The sequence below is a fragment of the Lysinibacillus macroides genome (assembly GCF_001281525.1).
In the GTDB taxonomy this organism is placed as follows: domain Bacteria; phylum Bacillota; class Bacilli; order Bacillales_A; family Planococcaceae; genus Lysinibacillus; species Lysinibacillus macroides.
Genome location: NZ_LGCI01000010.1, coordinates 136614 through 159199, shown reverse-complemented (window position 1 = coordinate 159199; position 22586 = coordinate 136614). Strand labels below are relative to the sequence as shown.

Sequence of the window (22586 nt, the reverse complement as noted above, 5' to 3'; positions counted from 1 at the left end):
GCATCTCTCGCTTCAAAATGTGTTGCATCAAAACTAAGGTGTTCCTCTTCAAGAAAACCTTCTGTAAAGGCAGCTTGAATAAGTTCATCGTGCATGCGATCTAAGACATCTGATTGACTAATCACGTCGACCATACGTGAATACGAGGCTTCAGATGGCACCGTGTCCGAAACTAAAAAGCCACAATCTAAGCGAAAGACGAAATCATGCGTTAATCGATTGACCAAATCTTTAACGGTAGGGATACGCTCGACAATGCGGATCATCAATGATTGAATCATCGCACCGTAGTTTAATTCTCGTGGAGCACCACGCATCGTCTTCTTTCGAAATAGTTGAAAGATTGGCTGCACATCGAAAGTGGCTAAAATAGCATCAAAACGACGAGAACTTTCCATTTTCAATAATTCACGGATGTCAAATAGGCTCATTTGTTTTACAATAGTCATGAGGCATCATTCCTTTTCGGTGGGTTGTTTAGTCGCTACCATTATACCGAATTTGGGGAGGTGCCTCATTTTTATTTAATTTTAGCCCTTGATATTAAAGGGATTAGAATTATGAAATTAACTCATTTATATCAACCATATAACCCAGCCATATTACGTTTAATTCAAATGGTCATTAAAGCTGCCCATCAAGAAAAGAAATGGGTAGGAATGTGTGGAGAAATGGCTGGCGATGAACATGCTGTTCCACTATTGCTAGGCTTAGGCTTAGATGAGTTCTCCATGAGTGCCACATCTATTTTAAAAACCCGCGCCTTGCTAAAGCAATTATCTGTTCCAGAGATGCAGACTTTAGCAACTGAGGCTTTACAGTTAGCGACAGCTGAGGAAGTGTTAGAAAAAGTAAAGCAAGCTATGAAATAAGCTAGACCAAAGCCCATCTACCAACAAACAGTTATGGTAGATGGGTTTTTAGCTTAAAGTGTGGATAGCAGGTAATTCTAATAAATTCTCCACGATGGTATTCACTTCAACAGGATTCCATTGTCCATCTCATTCCCAAATGCCCATGTTGAGCACCTTTGATGATCCTCTACAAAAACGCATTCATGAGGAAGTACATTCAGCTTTTCGATTGTACTCCTAAAATAGATGAAGGTTAGGCTTTTTAATCACACTCTATTATTTAGGAATAATTGTAAAAAAAGTAGTTGAACATAAGCTTCAACTACTTTTTAGTAAGTTATATATGTTTCGAAATGATTTGCTGAAGCTTAGCCTGCAGTGTTGGTAGGTCGTGCGTCGTTATCGTTGTTCGAACATAGCTTTCATCCATATCTAATGCCTCAGCAAAGAAGCTACCAATTCCTCTTGCTTTACGATCAATTTGCATTAAAATTTCTGCGGAATGATTGGATTGTGATAAGAAAACAATCTCCAGCTCATCTAAATGCTTTCTATATTGACCTGTAGGCACAAATTCAAATTCCTGCACAAATGGGTAGTAGCCACGGAAGCGTGAAGGGGCTTGTTCACATTCAGCTTCACGTAAACGAAAACCTAATCCACCAATAGCATCTAATATGTGTCCTGCAAGTGCAGTGGGTTCGACACGAATATAATCCTTATCACCTGGGTCCACAGCATTTTTAATATCAAGACCCGTTTGAATCCAGACCTGTGTTTTACCAGCACTAATCGGCGTTTCAAATGGCAGTGTTAATGAAATGGGAAATATCTTTTCTTCACCAACCACCAGTGTGAAAGGCTCTGTTACTTTCACTTTTTGTAGTGCGGCAACCTCTGTATGTTTGTGATCATTCGATTCGCGAATATACGTTGTATTAACTGATAGATAAATGGTATCTACTTGTTGCTCGACTTGACCACCCCGCACAATGATTTCCCCTCGCATAACCTCTCCAGCACGATAAGTATCCTTGTCTAACCTTGTATCCACGGTTGCTGAACCTATTCCAATACTTGCTAAAGCTTTCTGAAAAAAAGACATCTTTCATTCCTCCTACTGATATTGTTAGCTATACATACGCTTATTTAGAAAAAAGGTTTCAAGTGCAGCAAATTTTTCGCTATACTAGGGGAAAAATGAAAGAGGTAGATGAATGGAGACAGAATGGTTGCGTACATTTATGGTTGCTGCTCAAACTGAAAATTTTCGCGAGACGGCTGAAAAACGATTTATCACACAATCAACGGTAACAAAGCATATCCAGCATTTAGAAAGGGCGTTGCAAACAGCATTGTTTGACAGGCAAGGGAAGCAGGTTGTATTAAATCGCTCAGGTGCTTATTTTTATCAGCAGACACAAAAGATGCTTGCTACCTTAGATGAAGGATTACAAAATATGGAGTCTTTTTTGCAGGGCTATACATCGAAGCTAACCATCGGCGTTGCGCCACAAATTGCCAATTCCACCCTACCTACTATTATCAAAGAGTTTCAGCACAGGAAACCAACAATTCAAGTGGTGATTGAACTGCTAAAATCTAATGAAATCGGAGAAGCCGTGTACACGGGAGCAGTAGATATTGGTTTATCAAAATTAACGTCTACGCGTGAGTTGCATACGGTTATTTTAGCGCAGGAGCCGTTGCAATTAATTGCCCCTATTGCTAAAAAAGAGCTGGATGCCATGGCATTACTCCAGCAAGAAACACTGTTAACACATGAATATGCTCCTTATTGGCAGGAGGTTCAGCAGGTGCTACAGCAATTCACAAGCTATCAAACGATGCATATTAATCAAACAGAGGTGATTAAAAACTTTGTTAAGCATGGGCTAGGGATTGCCTTTTTGCCAAAAAGTGTAATTGAGGCAGATTATCAGCAGCATCTTTTGCATCGTTACGCAGTGGCGGAATTTGCTCATATTAAGTCTAATACATATGCGTTAACGAAATATACATCTGTGGATTTTGATGCATTTTTAAAGGTTTGCAATGCTGTTTATGAGGTGAATGGAGATGTATAGTATATTATCAACAATCAGTCAATGGATAAGTGAGCCTCTTACTCATTTTTTGCAGCATTATCAGCACTCGGCGTTGGTAATGGCGGTGCTACTCGGTTTGCTTGGGGCATTAGCTCCGTGTCAGCTAACAGGAAATATAAGTGCGATCACCTTTTATGGCAATCGAACATTGCAAATGAAGGGCAATTGGCAGGAAATTTTATGTTTTATACTTGGCAAAGTCGTTGTTTTTAGTGGGCTTGGTCTTTTGGCTTGGCTTTTTGGACAGTCATTTGAAACAAAGATGACACTCTATTTTCCAATGTTTCGCAAAGCCCTTGGACCTCTAATGGTTGTAACGGGGCTTGTGTTACTTGGTTTATTTCAATTAAATTTTTTACAACGTCTATCAGCGCTTTTTCCTTCTGTCGTAAAAGAGGGCAAGGTAGGCTCCTTTTTAATGGGGGCTAGCTTTTCCATTGCCTTTTGTCCAACGATGTTTGTGCTATTTTTTGCTTGGCTAATGCCGCTTGTGGCAAGCGCTTCCTATGGACTGCTATTACCGAGTATTTTTGGGATTGCTACCTCAATGCCATTACTAGTAATGCTGCTACTCATCTATTTATTGGATGCAAAGCGTTTAGTACTGCGTGCAAGTATGAAAGTGGGGAGAGTGATACAAATAGTTGCAGGGCTACTATTAATTTTTATTGGTATAACAGACACCATTACTTACTGGCGTATATAAAAAGGCTACTAGATTGCTCTAGTAACCTTTCTCTCTATTTATAGGCAATAAAACGCAGACGATAGTAATCAGCAATCCACTGTCCTTGCTGAAAGAGGGTTGGCTTCAATAATTCCTCACATTTGGTATAAACCTGCTCTTTCTCTGCCTCTGATAGATGTTGTAGTATATTATGGCTAAACATCACTAACCAGTTGTGTAGACCATCATCTCCTTGAAGCGGTGTAGGGCGTTGATAGAGTGTGATCCTCTCCACTTTAAATCCCGCATTTTCTAATTTCAATTGATAGTCCTCGAGACTTGGAAAATACCATGGGAAATATTGCTCATGATAAGGGAAATTCAAGGCTTCCATACTTGTTTGTAAAGCCCAAACAATCGAGGCAATATTACCTTGTCCACCCATATCAGCAATAAAACGCCCATTCTCCTTTAGTGACTTGTAAATATTACCAATCACCCTCTCAGGTTCTTTCATCCAATGAAGGGCAGCATTAGAGAAGACTGCATCAAAGGCTTGTGTAAAGGGCATAGCTGTTGCATCCATTGTTTGAAAGGCAATGGCAGGGTATTTTTGCTGTGCCGCAGCAATCATTTCAGCAGAGGCATCCACCCCTATGACAGTAGTACCAAAGGTTGAAATCTCATAGGCTAAATCACCTGTACCACAGCCCACATCTAAAATACTTTCATGTTTTTGAGGCGCTAGTACATCAATTAAGCTTTCACCAAATTTTGAAACAAAGTCGTGCTTGTGATCGTATAACTGTGCATTCCATTGTGTTGTCATATTCTTTCATCTCCTTTGTTTGAGCATAGCAAAGAAAAAGCAACAACAGAAATGCCAAAAACGCTAGGCTTTGATGCCTAATTGGAATTAGACGGTAATTTCGTTAATGTTTTGCCACTCCAACCAAAAATGACGGTTAAAATCGGTCCTAATAAACAAAAGAAGGTAAATGGTAAATAAGCCAAGGTGGAAATATCAAGGACACTGGCGATAAACATACCGCAAACACTCCAAGGTACAAGAGGGTTAACGACTGTACCTGCATCCTCCATCACGCGAGAAAGATTTTTCGGCGCAAGCCCAACCTTCGCAAACTGTGCTTTAAAGGCCTCGCCTGTTAATAAAATCGATAAATATTGCTCACCGATTAATGTATTCACACCAATGCCTGTAATCGCCGCTCCTGTAATCACAGAGCCAGTGCTTTTAAATAAGCTTTCCACTCTTGCTAAAATACTTTGAATAATCCCAAGTGTAAATAATAGCCCACCCATTGTTAAAGCAAGTAACACAAGCGCAATTGTACCAAGCATACTATTCATTCCTCCTCGTGTTAACAACGCATCGACTTCTGGATAATTCGTTTGCGACACATAGCCATCAAAAAGAATATGAAAGACATCCGCAATGGGTAGCGGATTAATGATAGAGCCAAGACCTACACCGAGTAAAGTCACAACAGCGAGTGTGAGAATGGCAGGTGCTTTATAAAAAGTCATCAAAATAAGGACAGCAATTGGCAATAATGTATACCAATGAATCATTCCTGTAGTGAGTAAGCCTTCTTTTAATTGCTCCACTGTATCAAAGGATGTAGTGGCTGTTGTTGGAGACAACATTACATAAAGCACAAAGGAAATCAGAAAGGCAGGAATGGTTGTCCAGCCCATATTTTTAATATGCTCAAATAAGTCTACCCCAACTGTACCTGAAGCAAGATTGGTTGTATCGGATAGGGGGGACATTTTATCGCCAAAGAAGGCACCAGACACAATTGCGCCTGCAGTTATGGCTAGCGATATATCCATCGCCTCCGCAATCCCTATAAATGCCACCCCAACTGTTGCCACCGTTGTTAAAGAGCTACCAACTGCCATACCGACAATACTACAAATTAAAAAAACAATGGCAAAGAAGAAGCTTGGTGAAATCGTTAAAAAACCATAATAAATGAGAGTTGGAATTGTTCCACTCATGATCCAGCTTGAAATTAATAGACCAATAAAGAAAAAAATAAAGACAGCGCCGAGCCCAGCACTTGCTCCAGCAATCATTCCCTCTTCAAGGTCACGAAAGGGTACTTTTTTCAGTAAACCATATGTGAGCAACAGGACAATAACAAGAAAAATAGGGATATGTGGTGTTGCTTGTAAATAGCCAATGCTGAAAGCCAAAATAGTAATACACAATATTATCATAAAGCCTGCCTCTATAAATCGAGGATTGCTTTTTGCTTTAATACGAAACATATAAGTCCTCCTACTAAACACTTCTTCACTTCAACGCGTTGAAGCCAAAAAGAATTATAGCACAAGCATATATTTTGTCAATTGACAGAAAATTGATATAATCAATGCGAAAAATAATCCCAAGCATTTTTTACAATGAGTATACATGTCATCATAATGAAAATAACACGCATCATTTTTGTGCCGCCCTTTAATGCAAATTTCGAGCCTAAAATTGCTCCAAAAATCATGACAAAGCCCATTGAGAAGCCATATAAAAAATTAACTTCCCCTAAATATAAAAACATCATAAGGGCAGCTAAATTCGAAGTAAAATTAAACGCTTTAGCATTGCCCGCAGCCTGTAAAAAATCGTGTCCCATCATAAGCAACAGAAAAATAAAAAACGAGCCTGTTCCTGGTCCAAAAAAACCATCGTAAAAGCCAATCGCTGCAAATGCCCCCATATACGCTATTTTTTTTGCTGTATGAAGCACACGTTGTTGAGGTTGCTGTCCCCAATCCTTTTTCCATATTGTATAAGCTGTCACAAGGACGAGCATAACAAGCATAAGCGGCTTTAAAATAGCAGGGGATACAAGATGGACAGTATATGCACCAAGCAAGGAGCCTAGAAAAATAAAAGGAAGGATTTTACCGATTTTTTTAAAATCCACTTTTCCTGCACGTAAAAAGGTCAGCATACTTGTGCCATTACTAATGGTATTTGCCAGCTTGTTTGTGGCAATCGCTGTACTTGGTGGTAGGCCAATAGCCAATAATGCAGGCAGGGAGATAAGCCCTCCGCCCCCAACAATGGCATTCAAAAAGGATGCGATAAAACTGACTAGTAATAATAAAGCGAGGGAAAGGAAGTCGATATCCATATGTATAGTTCACATCTTTCTCAGTAATTTTTCTTATAAGCGTACTGTGAATGATAAAAAATAACAATGGAACATTGCTATTTTTGTGTAAATGTCGTTTACAATTCCTTAACATTTTATATATAAAAGTGATCGAAAGAAAAAAAGTTTTTTTCAAGTGTTTTTGTGAAAATAAAAGAAAAAACAGTCATATTTAAAGAAAAACAGTGATTTTTTGATAGTTGATTTCCAATGATTACAACTTAGAAAACATCATAAAAATAAATGTGACGAAATTTATATTACATTTTTGTAAATTCAACCGCTTTATGTTTAAAACTTTGTAGAATTGTGTAAATGTTTTGTTATGATGATGTCAGCAATCGACAATTTTAATTAACGGGAGGAACCGAACAGAATGTTCAACTCAAATAAGCAAGATCCATTTTTTCAATCATTATTAAAAATCGCTAAAAATGTGAATGAGGGTATTTATTATGCCCATAATGCCCGCATTGAAGATATAGATGCGTTAAAAGAAATCGCTGGGACAATGAAGCAATATGAAACAAGTGGCGATAAACTAATTCATGAGCTGATTGTCATGTTAAATAAATCTTTTATGACACCAATCGAGCGTGAGGACATCTTAGCTTTAGCCAATAAATTAGACGATGTAATTGATGGAATGGAAGGCTGTATTGCGCACTTCGATATGTACAACTTAACTGAAGTAACAGAACCAATGCGTCAATTCCTCACATATATTGCAAAGAGCACAGATGAAATGGTACAAGCGATGGAGCTATTAAATAGTAAAAAGCTTGTAGATATGCGTAAACATGCGATTCAAATTAAGGATAATGAGCGTGAATGTGATGAAATTTTCCGCTCCTCTATGAAGCAGCTATTTATCCAAGAAAAAGATCCCATGCGTATCATTGTTTTCAAAGATATTTATGAACAATTTGAGGATATTGCGGACAGCTGTCAAACAGTCGCAAACACAATTGAAACAATAATTATGCGAAATGCGTAAGATGGAGTGTACGAAATGGATACAATCTTATTAATCACCATACTAGTCGTTATATTTGCACTTGTATTTGACTTTATTAACGGCTTCCATGATACCGCAAATGCCATTGCCACATCTGTATCAACTCGTGCTTTAAAACCTCGTACAGCTGTTTATATGGCTGCGGTGATGAACTTCGTTGGAGCGATTACATTTGTGGGGGTAGCAAAAGCTTTAACAAAAGATATTGTAGACCCATTTACGTTAAATGCCTATGAGGGCGATATTACAGGTTCTGTTGTTATTTTAGCTGCCTTATTATCTGCCATCACATGGAATTTATTAACATGGTATTTCGGGATTCCGTCGAGTTCTTCCCATACATTAATTGGCTCTGTTGCAGGTGCAGCCATTGCCGCAGCAGGCTTTAATATTTTGAACTATGAAGGGTTTATTAAAATTATTCAAGCACTTATTTTTTCACCATTACTAGCCTTTGCAGCTGGTTTTCTGATGATGACGATATTGAAAACAATCTTTAAAGATATGAATTTATATCGCACAAACAAGGGCTTTCGTACAATGCAAATTGGAACTGCTGCCTTACAATCATTTACACACGGTACAAATGATGCGCAAAAGGCGATGGGGATTATTACTCTCGCGTTAATTGCAGGTGGTTTACATCAAGGGGATGATATTCCTTTCTGGGTACGTTTTGCAGCAGCGGCTGCGATGGGTCTTGGTACATCAGTCGGAGGTTATAAAATTATCAAAACCGTTGGCGGTAAAATCATGAAAATCCGCCCAGTGAATGGCGTAGCGGCAGATTTAGCTTCTGCTTCCATCATCTTTGGTGCGACATTAATCCATTTACCTGTATCCACAACACATGTTATTTCTTCATCCATCATGGGTGTAGGAACAGCACACCGTGTAAAAGGTGTTAAATGGGGAATGGCACGCAAAATCGTCACAACCTGGGTCATCACGATGCCAATCTCTGCTGTAATGGCAGCATTAATTTACTATATTTTAAGTCTATTCTTTTAAAAGGAACGCACAGCTTATTGTGCGTTTTTTTTTGGTGGAGGCTCTTAGCGCAGGTGAAGATAGGGCGGATAGAACCGCAAAAGTGGCAGATAGGATGGGAAGAGTGATGGAGAGAACGAGGAAAGCAGAGGATAGAATACGAGAATCTTGGCAAGGAGAGAATGCTGTGGAGAGAATCGCAAAAGTGAAGGATAGAGCTAGCAAAGCAGTGGATAGAATCGCAAAAATGGCGATAGAACGCCACCAGGGCTGTTGCAGGTTGTGGTCGCTTTATTAATGGTCGTCTGTTTTTATTTTACGTTAACCTTTTTCAGTATATGAAAGCGGGCGGCCGTCCTATGCTTAACCGCTGTTTTCCTTGTGCCTGCGCTTTATCAATCAATTGCTTTTATGATAATGATGAGATAATACTGGTGCCTACATGATAATTAAAGTAAAAATTGCACATAATAGGTTTATCCTGAATAAAAAACAGGAAAAGGTATATATTCTTAGTCAATGTAAGTAGGTGATACATATGCTCGATAATCTATTATTTCAGTTACCGTTTATTATTTTTATCGGTTTATTTTCCCAATGGCTTGCGTGGCGTTTTCGGATGCCAGCGATTGTTATTATGAGTATAGCTGGTTTATTGATTGGTCCTTTTACAGGATTAGTGTCCCCGAAAGAAACATTTGGACCGATGTTTCAAACACTTATTTCTCTGGCTGTAGCTGTTATTTTATTTGAAGGAAGCTTAAGCCTCGATTTTCGTGAAATCCGAGGGTTCCGGAAATCTATTTTACGCATTTCCACAGTGGGAGCAGCTATTGCTTGGCTAACAGGTTCTGTGGCAGCTCATTTTATAGCCGGTTTATCATGGCCTGTATCCTTTGTTATTGGTGGCTTATTTATTGTGACAGGTCCAACGGTGATTTTACCGTTACTGAGACAGGCAAAACTCAAGGAGCGACCAGCGGCGATTCTCAAATGGGAAGGCATTGTGGTTGATCCATTTGGCGCTTTGCTAGCTTTATTTGCTTATCAAGTTGTGTTAGGCATTTATCAATTAGAGGGTGGTACCTCCTTAACGGTTTTCTTTGTTTCTGCTTTTTTAGCGGCTCTTTTAGGTGGGCTTATAGGCTTTATAATGGGGCAATGCTTGGAGCGAAGCTTGATTCCAGAGTTTTTAAAATCGCCTTTACTGCTGGCAATGATTTTACTGGTGTTTGCGATAAGTGATGCGATTATGCATGAGACAGGCTTGCTAGCTGTGACTGTGATGGGGCTGGTAATGGCAAATATGCATTTAACGAGTCATCATGAATTACTGCATTTTAAAGAAAATATTTCTGTTATTTTAATTTCAAGTGTTTTTATTATGCTCACATCCTCACTAACGATTGATATTTTATGGCAAATTATTGATTGGCGTATGCTACTCTTTGTACTAGCAATGATGTTTGTTGTTCGTCCTTTATCCATTTGGATTGCCACGATTAATACAGGCTTAACCCTGGAGGAGCGGGCACTGATAGGCTGGATTGCCCCAAGAGGAATTGTAGCATTAACAGTTTCTGGTTACTTTGCGACAGCACTTCAAGAGGTAGGCTTTCAAAGTGCGCAATTACTCACAGCTTTAACACTGGCACTTGTATTTGCCACGGTTGTTGCCCATGGCTTTAGTATTGGCTGGCTAGCAAAGAAGCTAAATTTGCAAGCCTCTTCTGGTACAGGCATTATCATTGTAGGAGCTTCCCCATTTACCACGCAATTAGCTATATCCCTTAAAAATAATGGCATTGATGTGTTATTGATGGATCGTTCATGGGAAGATTTAACACTAGCGCGGCAAAATGACATTATAACGGAAACGGGCGATATATTAAGTGAGCATACGGAGTTTTATGTTGATTTAACCCCTTATGATCAGCTTATTGTGGCGACAAAGCAGGATGCCTATAATGTTCTAGTTTGTGCGGACTTTGTTCCTGAATTAGGACGTCTTAATATTTATCAAACGGCTTTACACTCTACAGATCCTAAAAATTACTCACGGAAGTATGGGGGACAGCTTCTTGTGGATGCACAGCATGATATTCATCAATTAAATGAGCTGGTAGAGCAAGGTGCGCAGCTGCGTCAGACGAAAATTACAGAAGTATTTACGTGGAAGGATTATTTAGAACAAAATCCTTATGCAATCCCGGTATATGCCATTACACAGGATGGAGATATTGTGTTAGATATGGTCAATAAATATGACGATATAAAACAGGAACCGCATACCATTATTAGTTTAATTGGCTAAAACCAGCCACTCTATTCGGGAGCTAACCGTTTAGGGTGACTGGTTTTTTAGCCGACCTTCAATAGGAAGGATAGCATTTGATTGAAAATGACGATTAGCGCAAAAGTAATAGCCAATGAAGTTTTGTCTGTGTTATACAAAGCAAGTACAGCCAATGTAAATAGTGCGATTTCTAGGAGACCATGCATAAAGGGATTTAAAGGCATCATGGCTTTAGGTGACCCAAAAATACTCCATATTCCTATGATCAGTAATGGTAGTCCAATACCAAGTAAAAATTGAAAAACCAGATTTTTACCTGTATATACGCCCCAATAGCCAACCACTAATAGAACGCCAATTTCTAATAAAAAACGTAGAGCTAAATGGATAGTCACGACTACCTCCTATTACATAATTCGCTGTAAATGCGTTTTCTTAAAACCTTCATCATATTTTAAACCATAGCCAAGTGCGCGATCTAAGAAAATATGTGCTAGCCAAATCAAAGCTGCTATCAGAAATATTGTGGTAGAAGTCATAAAAGCAATCATCATAAGGAGAGCAGGGAACACATAGCTATGCCCTATATTATAGAAAAGAGCGCCTATTTTTGTATTCCATAAATAGCCGAGCATTGAAATATCAGGCAGCAAGATAAACATTATAAAAGAAAGCCATGAAAAATCCAAGCGTCCATAAAAAAAGGCTGTGAGAGTAAAGGCAATAAGATATTCGAAAGCAATGATCTTGCTGAGTTTCAGCTTAGTCACGCCCTTTCTGTAAATTTTGATACATCCCCTCTATTAATCCAGCGATTTTTACCTGATTCTCTGCATACTGCCCATCTGCCATATATGTTTGTGTAAGCTGTAAGGATTGCAATGCATGTTGATAAAAATGCAGTTGCTGTTCGATATAGGCAATTTTTGTAGAAAAAAGCTGCATTGTTTCTTTATTACAGGCTGCTGAGATGGGCTTTTGATCGAGTGTCAGTAATTGCTTTATTTCTTGTAGGGTAAAGCCAAGCTGTCGTAGTACGATAATTAATTTCATGGTATGCTCGCAGCTAGCATTAAAAACACGATAGCCATTGTCTTGTTTCACTGGATACAATAGCCCCTCCTTTTCATAGTAACGAATGGTATCGGTTGTGACAGAAAACTTATCGGCAAATTGTTTAATTCTCATACAGGCACCTCCTACATTGATCCTAACATTGGAGTGGACTCCAATGTCAAGAAGTATTTGCAAGAAGATGAAACGGTCGGCTATTGGCAATCGTTTATAGTGTAAGAGGGGGAGGTGGACGCCATACTTGAAAAAATAATGGATGAACATACAGAGCATTTATTACGTCTCGCCTATTTTTATGTGAAAAACCGTCATGCAGCAGAGGATATTGTACAGGAGGTTTTGATTAAATTTTCGCAGCGTGATTATGACGAACGAGGACAGCTACGTGCTTATTTATCAACACTCACCATTAATCAAAGCAAGGATTATTTAAAAAGCTGGCATTATAAAAAATTATTATTCCAAGAAAAACTATTTCCTGTGCAGGGAAAGAAACAGCATGATGAGCTTATTGCTGCTGAGGAACGCTCTCAAATTGGAGCCGCTATTTTACAGTTATCCCTGCTCTACCGAGAGCCTATCATTCTTTATTATTATGAAGAAATGAAGATTCATGAAATTGCCCAGTTGCTAGGAATTGCAGAAAATACGGTCAAAACAAGGCTGAGGCGAGCAAGAGAAGCGTTAAAGCCTTATTTAAAGCAGGAGGAGTGGGAGGTGCTACGACATGAATAATGTGCAAAAGGAATTAGAAAAGGTTGCAGGGGATATGACAGCAAGCAAGGAGCGTGTGAAGAAGCGAATACGCCAGCATCGACAAGGCAGAGGCAAAAAGCCGATACGTTTTTCTCTCTTAACAGCTATTTTAACAATCTGTCTAGTAGGATTTATGCTTGTGCAGCTTGTCACAAAGGATACTGAACAGGGAACTGCGCTGTTTCATGAAACACAGCTTGAGCATTTTGAAAAGATAAGCCATACAATGTGGCCCCGACAAGACGAGGCATTTTATAAAAATGAAGCTTATCGTAGCTATGAGAAGCTTGTAGCCTCTTACTATTTTGGAAAGTCATTAGGTCTCCATTATACGAAGGCAGACCTAGAGGCAGAGAGAAAAAAACATCTCGAGGAATTAAAAATGCTTCAGCAAGTACCTGACTTTGCTGCGCTGTTCCAAGGGTTAAAGCCAGCGCAATATGTGGAAACCTATCTTGAGCCATTATTGCCAATGTATGTGGTGAGGACAAAGCTGTATGCCCTGTATAAGGAAAAATATCCAACATTCCGCCCTTTTCAAGAGGTAGCGGATATTGAGGCAAGTCATTATTTTCAAGCACAATTTGCAGAGCAGGCAACTAAATTTCAAGAGGCAAATGATATTGAAATGGCTATGGGCTTACACGGTTCCAGCAAAGTAGGAACAGTTGCTCAAGTAGAAGAGAATACGTTTTTATTTGTAGAAGGCGTAATTCCTACGGATATTGCCCGGCTATCGAAGAAAGAAGTTATGCAACAATATAAAGAGGCTAATTGGTATCCTGTGTTAAGTGATTTTTCTATAGCAAAAGGTGATTATATTACATTGCATTCAATCGGAACACATATCATGGAAAGCGATGGAGTTGTGGCCAAATATGGCTTATTAGATAGTATGGAAGTTTTAGATGCAAATGTGACAAAGCAGCTTGAGGTACAAAATGAACAGGAGATAGCACAAATTTTGCAGGGAATGGATTGGCAACCTACAGAGCATATCGGCAGACCTCCTGACTATTCCTTTATACTAGAAGGTATGCGCATTGAAATTTGGAAAGGCTATGGTGGATTATTGTATCTCCAAAAGGTAGGAAGTGGGGAGATTCAATTAAGGGGGGAGAAATCAACACAACTAAAGACCCTTTTAGGAATAAAAGAAGCCTAAGCTACTATTTTTTAAAACAAGTCTTATACAAGAGACTTGTTTTTTTGCTCTTCTATATGTACCATTTTAAAGAAACTTAAAGGAGATAATATAATTAAATTGTAGATCCTCCCATTTAATACTTTTTATGAATAGGATTAATTACTTAAATTTTGGAAAATAAATAAGTCCAAAGAATTGTAATATTTTTTTGGTGCAGGTAGTATTAAAGAAGTAAGGATGAAGAGAAGGAGGGGCGGTATGAACACACAAGAATTTGAAGAACTTTGGATTACGCTTAATGAATTATATAATGCGAATCGCTTTTTAGAATATATAGAAATCAGTAGTGCCGCAATCGAAAGTGCTATTAAGCTTGGTATGTATGACAAGGCAATCCTGTTATTGAACTATAGCTGTGCCAGTTATTTTCAAACAGGTGATTTACAGCTTTCTATTAATGTGCTTGAACAATATCGTGAGCTAACTTTTCAATATGGCAGCGAGATTGATGTGATTCAATATTACAATATTGCTTCTATTTATTGGGGAACATTTGGTCATTTAAAGAAATCGGAAGAGCTTATGTTAAAGGGGTTAAAAATTGCTGAAAATATTCAGCATGTAGAAAGCTTAGGCAAACTTTATAATAATCTTAGTGATTTAGAAATTTCAATGGGGAATTATCAGAAAGCGAAGGAATTTGCCTTTAAAAGCCTTTACTATGCCAATGCCTTTGACGTAAAGCATAAAAAGCCGTATACAGGCATTATTCATCCTAAAACAAATTTAGCTGTTGCGCATATTGAGCTAAAGGAATTTTCGAAGGCGAATACGATATTAAAGGAGCTATTAGCAACGATTGACCAGCCACCTTATTCAAAAGTGCAACTAGAGGTATTTTATGCCTATGCTTTGTTATGTGAAAGGCAAGGCCGTGTCAATGAAGCGATTGATTTATATCAAAAAACAAAGCATTATGCTTTACAAAATAATGATTTAGCGATGCTTCAAATGATTTATAATTCCTTAGTAAAGCTAATTGAGAAACAAGGGAATAAAGTGGTTTTATGCGCAATACAAAAAGAATATATTCATATTTTGTTAGAAATGCAGCAGGAGAACTATTCACATGTATTGTTTGAAATGGAATACAAAGATCATAAAAAGCAATTTGAAAAAAATGCGTATATGGATCCGTTAACGAATATTTATAATCGTCGTTATTTTGATGAACACGCGGAAAAAATGGTGGAAACAGCAGCGAAAAGCAGTCAGCCATTAGCCTTAATAATGGTAGATTTAGACCATTTTAAGGAAATTAATGATACGAACGGCCATCTGTTTGGCGACGATGCTTTAACGATTACCGCTAAAACCCTAAAGGACTTTTTTCAGCCTGTGCCATCCATTGTTGCCCGTTTTGGTGGGGATGAATTTATTGTGCTTAGCCAGGTAAAGGATGGAGCAACGATTCAAACTATGGCTGCTAACCTTTATCAAGCGTTATCCTCGTTATCATTGACTGTCCAGGAGGAAGTTGTTCAATTGGCATTTAGTATCGGTGTTAGTACCAATAACAATGGGAAGATTGTACAAGTGGAGGAACTGATTCGATATGCTGATGAAGCGCTCTATACGTCTAAACGAAATGGGCGTAACCAAATTACACACTATAACCACGATTGTAATATGGGAAATGGTATTTAAAATAAAAAAAGGCACTACTCATATGAAATGCCTTGTTTAAACCTTGTAAGCAATTGATGATAATGATCGTTTTTCATCCATTCATAAACAGTTTATCTTGCTTAAAAGAAGGATGGAAAGCTGAATAATCAATAAAAATTTATTGAAAAACGATAAATTATATGATAAAGTCAATTGGACAATAAATCAATGAGGTGTGTTATATGAAACGACAAACACTGTTCTTAAAGACTGCTGTTGTGCTGATGGGGCTACCCATTCTTGCCTTATGTCTGCTAGGGGTCCCTTGGATTGCCAAGGAAGCAATTCAGCATTTTCCAAAAACAACTTTATTTGCTTTAGTGGTCATCTATGGAGCAGCAATTGCTTTTTTTGTAGCCCTATATATGGCTTTCAAGCTATTAAGCTATATTGATCAAAACATTGCTTTTTCGGAACGATCTGTGAACGCGTTAATAAATATCAAATATTGTGCAATTGTTATTAGTAGTTTGTATGTGATAGGTATGCCGCTGATTTACTACGTTGCCGAAGTCGATGATGCACCTGGACTAATTATTATTGGTATGGTTATTATTTTTGCTTCCTTTGTAATAGCAGTATTTGCGGCTGTGCTTCAAAAGCTTTTGAAAAATGCCATTGCTATCAAATCAGAAAATGATTTAACAGTTTGAGGTGACTACTATGGCAATAATTATTAATATTGATGTTATGCTGGCGAAACGGAAAATGAGTGTTACAGAGCTTTCAGAAAAAGTAGGAATTACAATGGCAAACCTTTCAATTTTAAAAAATGGTAAGGCTAAAGCTGTTCGTTTTTCGACATTAGAGGCTATTTGCGAGGCATTAGAGTGTCAGCCTGGCGATATTTTGGAATATCAAAAGAACGAGACTACACAAAAGTAAGGATCTGCATAAAGCAGATTCTTTTTTTGTAGAAATGATTGCCATCCTAAGCAGACCTATGCTAAGATAAAAGCATAATTAATAGACAGGTAGTCGGTCGATTATAAGGAGTTGTTTTATGAATGAGAGAAATAAAAAAAGCAGAAGAGCGCAGAAATGAAATATTAGATGCAGCGGATGAATTATTTACGCAGAAGGGGTTTGACGGTACTAGCACAAGTAATATTTTGGAAAAAGTAGGTATTGCTCGAGGCACCCTTTATTATCATTTTAAATCCAAGGAAGATATTATGGATGCACTGATTGAGCGTTATACAAGTAAAATGCTCGCAAAGGCAAAAACCGTTGCAGCAGATACAAATATAGCTGTAAATGAGCGTATACTGCGCGTTGTCATGGCATTGAATATGCAAAATGAACAGGGTGGACAGGAAATGATGGAGCATGTTCATAGGCCGCAAAATGCCTTGATGCACCGTAAAATACAGCAAGTGGTCATCAATCAAGTACCACCAATCCTTACTGCCATTATTCGAGAGGGCATTGAGCAAGGTATTTACCAAACGCCTTATCCCTATGAGTGTATGGAAATGATTATTGCATATACCAATACAGTCTTCGATGATGATTTAGTCTTGATGACAGATGAGGAACGAGCTACCCGTATTCCAGCATTGATTTTTAATATTGAACGAATGTTAGGGGTGGAAAGTGGTAGCTTATTGTATATGATGCAAATGTTTGGAAATAAAGGAGAAGACCGTACGAACTAAGTTTTTTTAGTTCTTGTGAGGTTTGATGACGGTTAACAACTTACAAAGAGGTGACCTATGTATTGGAAAATTGTGTGCAATGATATGGCAAATAGCAAGCTAATTACAGGTATGACAACATTATTTGTGGCGGCAGCGGCTTTGCTTGTCACATTATCAGCAGTACTGATCGTCCATTTGACAAGTGCGATTGATACGCTGATGAAGCAAGCAGAAACGTCTCATTTTCTTCAGATGCATGCAGGGAAAATCGATCAAGTGCGGCTTACTGAATTTGCAGAGCAAAATAAATATGTAGATGAATATCAAATGAATGAATTTCTAAATGTGGAGGGCTCGAAGATCCATATTGCGGGTACCACATTGGCACATAGTGTGCAGGACAATGGTTTTAGCACACAAAGTGAGCAATTTGATTATTTACTGGACCTTGATGGAAACGTGATTGAAGTGTCCAATGGTGACATTTATGTACCTGTAAGCTATTGGAAGGACGGCATTGCCGACTTGGGTGATACCGTGATGGTTCATGATCAAACCTTTACAATAGCTGGGTTTCTAAGGGATTCACAGATGAATTCTATGCTGGCTTCCTCCAAACGCTTTCTTGTCAGTGAACAAGATTATGCAGCCATCCAGGGAGCAGGCACAGTTGAATATTTAATCGAGTTTCGTTTAAAAAATTTGGCGGATTTAAAGAGTTTTGAAGAAGCCTATATGGGGGCAGGGCTCGAAGCAAACGGACCGACCATTACGTACCAGCTTTTTCAAATGCTGAATGCCATATCGGATGGGCTCATGATTGCTGTCATCCTACTTATCAGCATCCTTGTAGTCGCTATTGCTTTTATGTGTATCCGTTTTACCTTGCTCACTAAAATGGAAGAGGATGCTCGAGAAATCGGTGTGATGAAAGCGATTGGCTTACGCGTGGAGGATATTCAGAAAATGTATCTAGCCAAGTATGGCGTGATCGCTGTAATTGGCTGCCTGCTTGGTTTTGCCTGCTCTTTCTTGCTTCGAGATATGCTATTAGAAAATATTCGCTTGTTCATGGGAGAAACGGACAATGGCTCACAAATTTGGCTGTTCACTGGTCTCGGATTGCTGCTCGTATTTATGGTGATAATGGGCTATGTACAATCAGTATTGAAACAGTTTCGCAAGCTATCAGCCACACAGGCTATTCGCTTCGGTACAACGCAAGGAAAAGGGCAACATGCAAAATTTTTGAACCTCAGCTCCAATAAAAGGCTTCCGATTAATCTTTTTCTTGGCATAAAGGATGTGCTCGCGCGAAAAAGTCTTTATGCGACAATGCTTGCCGTGCTATTATTAGCAACATTTATTATCATCGTCCCTCAAAATCTACACAACACGATTGCGGCTAAAAGCTTTATTACGTATATGGGCATTGGGAATAGTGACATCCGAATCGATATCCCACAAGGCAAGCAAAATGCACAGCAGGTGGCAGCGGTGATCGATACGCTTGAGCATGACACAGCCATCAAGAATTTCACTGTTTTGACAACGAAAAAGTTCACAACGATTGCCGAGGACGGAACAGCGCAAAACCTAAAAATAGAGCTGGGTGACCATACGATCTTCCCCTTAGAATATGCACATGGAGAGGCTCCAATTGCCCCTAATGAAGTAGCGCTTTCGGTACTCAATGCGAGGGAGCTTCAAAAAAAGGTTGGCGATAGTTTAGCAGTGGTCATTAATGGAGAGAAGAAAAATTTGAGGGTCAGCGGGATTTATTCAGATATTACCAATGGCGGCAAGACTGCGAAGGCAGCTTTCTCTGACCATTCTACGGATAGCATGTGGAGTGTCGCCTATAGTACGATGGCAGATCCATCTCTTGTTGCAGATAAAAGGGCGGAATATGCAAAAACCTTCTCATTTGCCAAGGTGTCAGGTATTGATGATTATATTTATCAAACTTTTGGTACGACGATTCATGCCATCGAAAAGGCAGCTCGTGCAGCACTCGTCATTGCCTTATTGCTGTGTGTGCTCGTGACATTCTTATTTATGAATATGTTGATTGCGAAGGATCAAGCGCCCATCGCGATCATGAAGGCATTAGGATTCACGAATGTTGATATAGCTACACAATATGCGGCACGTTCGATTTTTGTATTACTGCTTGCTATCTCGATGGGGACGTTGCTCGCAAACACGTTAGGTGAATATTTAACTAGTACGGTCATTGCCTCATTCGGGGCGGCTTCCTTTGATTTTATGATTAATCCACTAGCAGCGTATGTTTTTTGCCCGCTAGCGCTTACAAGCGTTGTTCTGCTAGCTACGCTATTTGGTACGTCAAGGGCAGGGCAGGTAAAAATTATTGAGCATATAAAGGAGTAGAACCTATGAATATCGTAAGTGGTGAGCAAATAGCAAAGACGTTTCAGGTAGGCAAAGAACAGCATCCCGTTTTACTGGATGTATCAGTTGCCATCAATGAAGGGGAGTTTATTTCCATCATGGGTCCATCAGGCTGTGGTAAATCGACACTGTTGTATGCCCTTAGCGGGATGGACAGTATTGATCAAGGTCAGGTCATCTTTGATGGAATGGATTTAACGACATTAAGTGACAAAGAGCTGGCTGATTTGCGTAGAACGAAAATGGGCTTTGTCTTTCAGCAGCCGACCTTTCTAAAAAGCTTAAATATCCTTGATAATATTCTGTTACCTGCGATGCGTGATGAGCGAAAAAATGTCAGGGCCTTGACAGAAAGAGCACTACAGATCATGAACAAAATGGGGATTGCAGACTTAGCAAAGCGAGATATTACACAGGTGTCTGGTGGGCAGCTACAACGGGCAGGCATCTGTCGCGCCTTGATCAGCAATCCACAAGTGATTTTTGGAGACGAACCCACAGGCGCATTAAATTCTACATCTGCACAAGAAATCATGGACTTATTAACGTCCATCAATAGGGAAGGCACAACGGTTATGCTTGTGACACATGACCCAAAAATTGCCGCAAGAACCGAGCGTATCCTTTTTATGTCTGATGGCGCTATCGTGAATGAGCTGAGATTGCCTCGATTCACAGGCGCTGATTTAGACGATCGAATGGTCAAAGTTGTCTCTACGATGCAAAAAATAGGTATTTAGCTTGAAGAAATCCGTAATGATTTAAAAATTACGGATTTTTTTTGATAAAATGAATCGCATTCGTTATGGTGACCGTCAGTAGTGTAGAAAGTAGGTGAGGGCAATGATGGCTATTGAACAGATAATCGAGGAGCACGGTGATTACTTACTAAAGGTCGCCTATCTCTATGTAAAAAATAAGGCAACGGCGGAGGACATCGTGCAAGATGTGTTCATCGCCTTTTATCAAAAGCAGGGACAGTTTCGTCAGGAAGCATCCTTGCGTACATATTTAGTGAAAATGACGGTTAATCGAAGTCACGATTATTTACGGAGTTGGAAAAGTAAACGACTGACATTGTTTGAAAAGATCACAGGACGCACAACGGCTATGACACCTGAAAAGGAGATGCTAGAGAAAACTGTAAAAAAAGAGCTGGTAGAGGCATTGTTTACATTATCAGTTGCCTATCGAGAGGTCTTGATTTTGTATTATTTTGAGGAGATGTCGACAGTGGAAATTGCACAGCTTGTACACTGTCCGGAAGCAACGATTCGCACAAGATTACAGCGAGCTCGTAAACAGCTGGCAACAGCAATGGGTGACTTTGATTGGGAGGTGCTACGCCATGAATCAATTTAAAGAGGATGTATTAAAGGAGCTACAAGATGTCAAGCTCTCACAGCAGCGCAAACAAGTAATTGCGGAAAAAGCACGACGAAAAGTTCAACGCAAAGCGGGTGGTCAATGGACGTATCGTATCGTGTTCGCTACCTTTACTATTTTTGTTATCGGTTTTAGCTATATCTTGACACAACAGAAGGGGCAACAGAGTTCAGGCCATCAGGCGGCTAGCCTACAGTCGGATACTTGGCATTGGTGGTTACTTTTTAATTCGGATTATGTAAGAGGCTTTATCTTACTGAGCATTTTTATAGGAGCTACATTTATGGTCAAACGCTATCTATTGAAAAAGGGGTATGGTTTACCTGTTTGTATTGAATGTGGGGAGAGTTGGTCTGAGAAGGATGCACGTAAATTATATCGCAAAAATAGTGAAATTGTGTGCCCTCATTGTGGACAAAAACAATATCGCACAAAAAAATCTATGCAAATCAGTGGTGTGATGACGATGCCAGTACCTTTGTTGATTATGCTGCAGCATGTTTTCCAACATTTTGTTATCGGTCTCATTTTCTTTTTAGTGGGCATGTTCTTCTACCATTATCAAATTGCGCCATATGTGTTTAAGCTACAAGAAAAAGACCCGATGAATGAACCTTTATGGTAATGATTTTGACAGGAAGTTGCTAGGCTAAACTAGCAATTTCTTTTTTTATTCTAAAATAGATTGACAATGGTTTTCATTTGCTTTATCTTTGTGTTAACTTATTTTTATTATTAGTTAACGCACAAGGGGAGGCTTTTTACATTGAAAAAAGGAAGTACATATCAATACGTCTTAGCAGCATTTGGGGCAGCAATAATCGCAGTTTTAGCACAGGTAACAATCCCACTACCACTTATCCCGATTACAGGTCAAACGTTAGCGGTTGGAATTATCGTGACGATTTTAGGGACAAGATTAGGCACGTTATCTGTTCTATTATATATTTTACTAGGGGCAGCAGGTTTACCTGTATTTAGCGGTATGTCAGGTGGACTAGGAATTTTAGTTGGTCCAACAGGTGGATATATTGTAGGCTTCCTTGCCACAGCCATTATTATGGGCTTATACTTAGATAAATTTGGTATTACATTTACTCAAGCTATTATTGCGAATATCATTGGGATGATTGTTACATTAGCGTTTGGGACAGTGTGGTTAAAAATTGTAGCAGATTATACATGGACAGCTGCCTTTATGGGTGGTGTTGCACCATTTATCGTGGTTGGTATCGTCAAAGCGGTACTTGCAGCATGGATTGGTGTCATTGTTCGTCGTCGCTTAGAAAGAGCGCACTTAATTGAAGCAATAGCATAGGACA

Annotated in this window: 25 protein-coding genes and 1 pseudogene; 18 read left to right on the top strand and 8 right to left on the bottom strand. The window is 39.1% G+C overall.

All coding sequences use genetic code 11. The features are described from left to right. A partial coding sequence (locus tag ADM90_RS24560) for a transposase (protein ID WP_327037012.1) occupies positions 1–449 on the bottom strand: 449 nt, incomplete at its 3' end. 114 nt (positions 450–563) lie between these two features. On the opposite strand from ADM90_RS24560, the pseudogene ADM90_RS15605 reads away from it, so the two are divergent. Next, positions 564–872 (top strand): annotated as a pseudogene (locus tag ADM90_RS15605) (putative PEP-binding protein); the annotation flags it as partial. Positions 873–1191: 319 nt separating this feature from the next. Here the strand turns inward: ADM90_RS15605 and ADM90_RS15600 are convergent. Beyond that, the gene (locus ADM90_RS15600) at positions 1192–1959 is read right to left on the bottom strand and encodes a sporulation protein (protein WP_053995873.1); all 768 of its coding nucleotides are present in this window, start codon (positions 1957–1959) and stop codon (positions 1192–1194) included. A gap of 112 nt (positions 1960–2071) precedes the next feature. On the opposite strand from ADM90_RS15600, the gene ADM90_RS15595 reads away from it, so the two are divergent. Then, a complete protein-coding gene (locus ADM90_RS15595) occupies positions 2072–2941 on the top strand; it encodes a LysR family transcriptional regulator (RefSeq protein WP_053995872.1) in 870 nt (289 codons plus the stop codon). Next, a complete protein-coding gene (locus ADM90_RS15590; protein WP_053995871.1) occupies positions 2934–3668 on the top strand; it encodes an urease accessory protein UreH domain-containing protein in 735 nt (244 codons plus the stop codon). The genes ADM90_RS15595 and ADM90_RS15590 overlap by 8 nt, the downstream gene beginning before the upstream one ends. A 34-nt stretch (positions 3669–3702) precedes the next feature. Here the strand turns inward: ADM90_RS15590 and ADM90_RS15585 are convergent, their stop codons facing one another. The 3 genes from ADM90_RS15585 to ADM90_RS15575 all read right to left on the bottom strand — a co-directional run bounded on the left by ADM90_RS15585 (position 3703) and on the right by ADM90_RS15575 (position 6793). After that, positions 3703–4458, bottom strand: coding sequence for a class I SAM-dependent methyltransferase (locus tag ADM90_RS15585; protein WP_053995870.1), 756 nt, complete (start codon positions 4456–4458; stop codon positions 3703–3705). A 77-nt stretch (positions 4459–4535) separates the two neighbouring features. After that, entirely contained in the window at positions 4536–5927 is a 1392-nt protein-coding gene (nhaC, locus tag ADM90_RS15580) for a Na+/H+ antiporter NhaC (RefSeq protein WP_053995869.1), read from the bottom strand. A 101-nt stretch (positions 5928–6028) separates the two neighbouring features. Next, complete coding sequence (locus ADM90_RS15575) at positions 6029–6793, bottom strand: sulfite exporter TauE/SafE family protein (protein ID WP_053995868.1); 765 nt, start codon at positions 6791–6793, stop codon at positions 6029–6031. A 397-nt stretch (positions 6794–7190) separates the two neighbouring features. On the opposite strand from ADM90_RS15575, the gene ADM90_RS15570 reads away from it, so the two are divergent. The 4 genes from ADM90_RS15570 to ADM90_RS15555 all read left to right on the top strand — a co-directional run bounded on the left by ADM90_RS15570 (position 7191) and on the right by ADM90_RS15555 (position 11136). Beyond that, complete coding sequence (locus ADM90_RS15570; RefSeq protein ID WP_053995867.1) at positions 7191–7811, top strand: DUF47 domain-containing protein; 621 nt, start codon at positions 7191–7193, stop codon at positions 7809–7811. 15 nt (positions 7812–7826) lie between these two features. Next, positions 7827–8843, top strand: coding sequence for an inorganic phosphate transporter (locus ADM90_RS15565; protein WP_053995866.1), 1017 nt, complete (start codon positions 7827–7829; stop codon positions 8841–8843). 106 nt (positions 8844–8949) lie between these two features. Continuing rightward, complete coding sequence (locus ADM90_RS24555; protein ID WP_161804083.1) at positions 8950–9120, top strand: hypothetical protein; 171 nt, start codon at positions 8950–8952, stop codon at positions 9118–9120. Positions 9121–9360: 240 nt separating this feature from the next. Beyond that, positions 9361–11136 carry a cation:proton antiporter gene (locus ADM90_RS15555; RefSeq protein WP_053995864.1) on the top strand — a complete coding sequence of 592 codons (1776 nt, stop codon included), beginning with the start codon at positions 9361–9363 and terminating at the stop codon, positions 11134–11136. Between the two features lie 47 nt (positions 11137–11183). Here ADM90_RS15555 and ADM90_RS15550 read toward each other — a convergent pair whose 3' ends face one another. Genes ADM90_RS15550 through ADM90_RS15540 form a run of 3 tightly spaced genes read right to left on the bottom strand, consistent with a single transcriptional unit; the run spans position 11184 to position 12306 of the window. Then, positions 11184–11513, bottom strand: coding sequence for a YrdB family protein (locus ADM90_RS15550; protein WP_053995863.1), 330 nt, complete (start codon positions 11511–11513; stop codon positions 11184–11186). 12 nt (positions 11514–11525) lie between these two features. Then, positions 11526–11888: a DUF4260 domain-containing protein gene (locus tag ADM90_RS15545; RefSeq protein WP_235473604.1), complete on the bottom strand. Its 363-nt coding sequence runs from the start codon at positions 11886–11888 to the stop codon at positions 11526–11528. Beyond that, positions 11881–12306, bottom strand: a complete 426-nt coding sequence (locus ADM90_RS15540) for a MerR family transcriptional regulator (protein WP_053995862.1) — start codon at positions 12304–12306, stop codon at positions 11881–11883. Before ADM90_RS15540 ends, ADM90_RS15545 begins: the two co-directional genes overlap by 8 nt. A 114-nt stretch (positions 12307–12420) precedes the next feature. Here ADM90_RS15540 and ADM90_RS15535 point away from each other — a divergent pair, with 114 nt between their 5' ends. The 11 genes from ADM90_RS15535 (at position 12421) to ADM90_RS15485 (ending at position 22582) form a co-directional block, all read left to right on the top strand. Then, positions 12421–12927, top strand: coding sequence for a sigma-70 family RNA polymerase sigma factor (locus ADM90_RS15535; RefSeq protein WP_053995861.1), 507 nt, complete (start codon positions 12421–12423; stop codon positions 12925–12927). Beyond that, positions 12920–14113 (top strand): hypothetical protein, encoded by a 1194-nt coding sequence (locus tag ADM90_RS15530; protein ID WP_053995860.1) that lies wholly within the window; start codon positions 12920–12922, stop codon positions 14111–14113. Before ADM90_RS15535 ends, ADM90_RS15530 begins: the two co-directional genes overlap by 8 nt. Positions 14114–14353: 240 nt before the next feature. Next, positions 14354–15802 (top strand): tetratricopeptide repeat-containing diguanylate cyclase, encoded by a 1449-nt coding sequence (locus tag ADM90_RS15525; protein ID WP_053995859.1) that lies wholly within the window; start codon positions 14354–14356, stop codon positions 15800–15802. A gap of 203 nt (positions 15803–16005) precedes the next feature. Continuing rightward, positions 16006–16476 carry a DUF2975 domain-containing protein gene (locus tag ADM90_RS15520; RefSeq protein ID WP_053995858.1) on the top strand — a complete coding sequence of 157 codons (471 nt, stop codon included), beginning with the start codon at positions 16006–16008 and terminating at the stop codon, positions 16474–16476. Positions 16477–16486: 10 nt separating this feature from the next. Next, positions 16487–16708 (top strand): helix-turn-helix domain-containing protein, encoded by a 222-nt coding sequence (locus tag ADM90_RS15515; protein ID WP_053995857.1) that lies wholly within the window; start codon positions 16487–16489, stop codon positions 16706–16708. 122 nt (positions 16709–16830) lie between these two features. Then, entirely contained in the window at positions 16831–17481 is a 651-nt protein-coding gene (locus ADM90_RS15510) for a TetR/AcrR family transcriptional regulator (protein ID WP_053995856.1), read from the top strand. Between the two features lie 57 nt (positions 17482–17538). Continuing rightward, a complete protein-coding gene (locus ADM90_RS15505) occupies positions 17539–19857 on the top strand; it encodes an ABC transporter permease (protein WP_053995855.1) in 2319 nt (772 codons plus the stop codon). 5 nt (positions 19858–19862) lie between these two features. After that, positions 19863–20618 (top strand): ABC transporter ATP-binding protein, encoded by a 756-nt coding sequence (locus tag ADM90_RS15500; RefSeq protein ID WP_053995854.1) that lies wholly within the window; start codon positions 19863–19865, stop codon positions 20616–20618. 103 nt (positions 20619–20721) lie between these two features. Then, the gene (locus tag ADM90_RS15495) at positions 20722–21240 is read left to right on the top strand and encodes a sigma-70 family RNA polymerase sigma factor (protein ID WP_004229035.1); all 519 of its coding nucleotides are present in this window, start codon (positions 20722–20724) and stop codon (positions 21238–21240) included. After that, complete coding sequence (locus ADM90_RS15490) at positions 21227–21889, top strand: TIGR04104 family putative zinc finger protein (protein WP_053995853.1); 663 nt, start codon at positions 21227–21229, stop codon at positions 21887–21889. Before ADM90_RS15495 ends, ADM90_RS15490 begins: the two co-directional genes overlap by 14 nt. Before the next feature lie 141 nt (positions 21890–22030). Continuing rightward, complete coding sequence (locus tag ADM90_RS15485) at positions 22031–22582, top strand: biotin transporter BioY (protein WP_004229030.1); 552 nt, start codon at positions 22031–22033, stop codon at positions 22580–22582. The last annotated feature ends 4 nt before the right edge of the window (positions 22583–22586 follow it).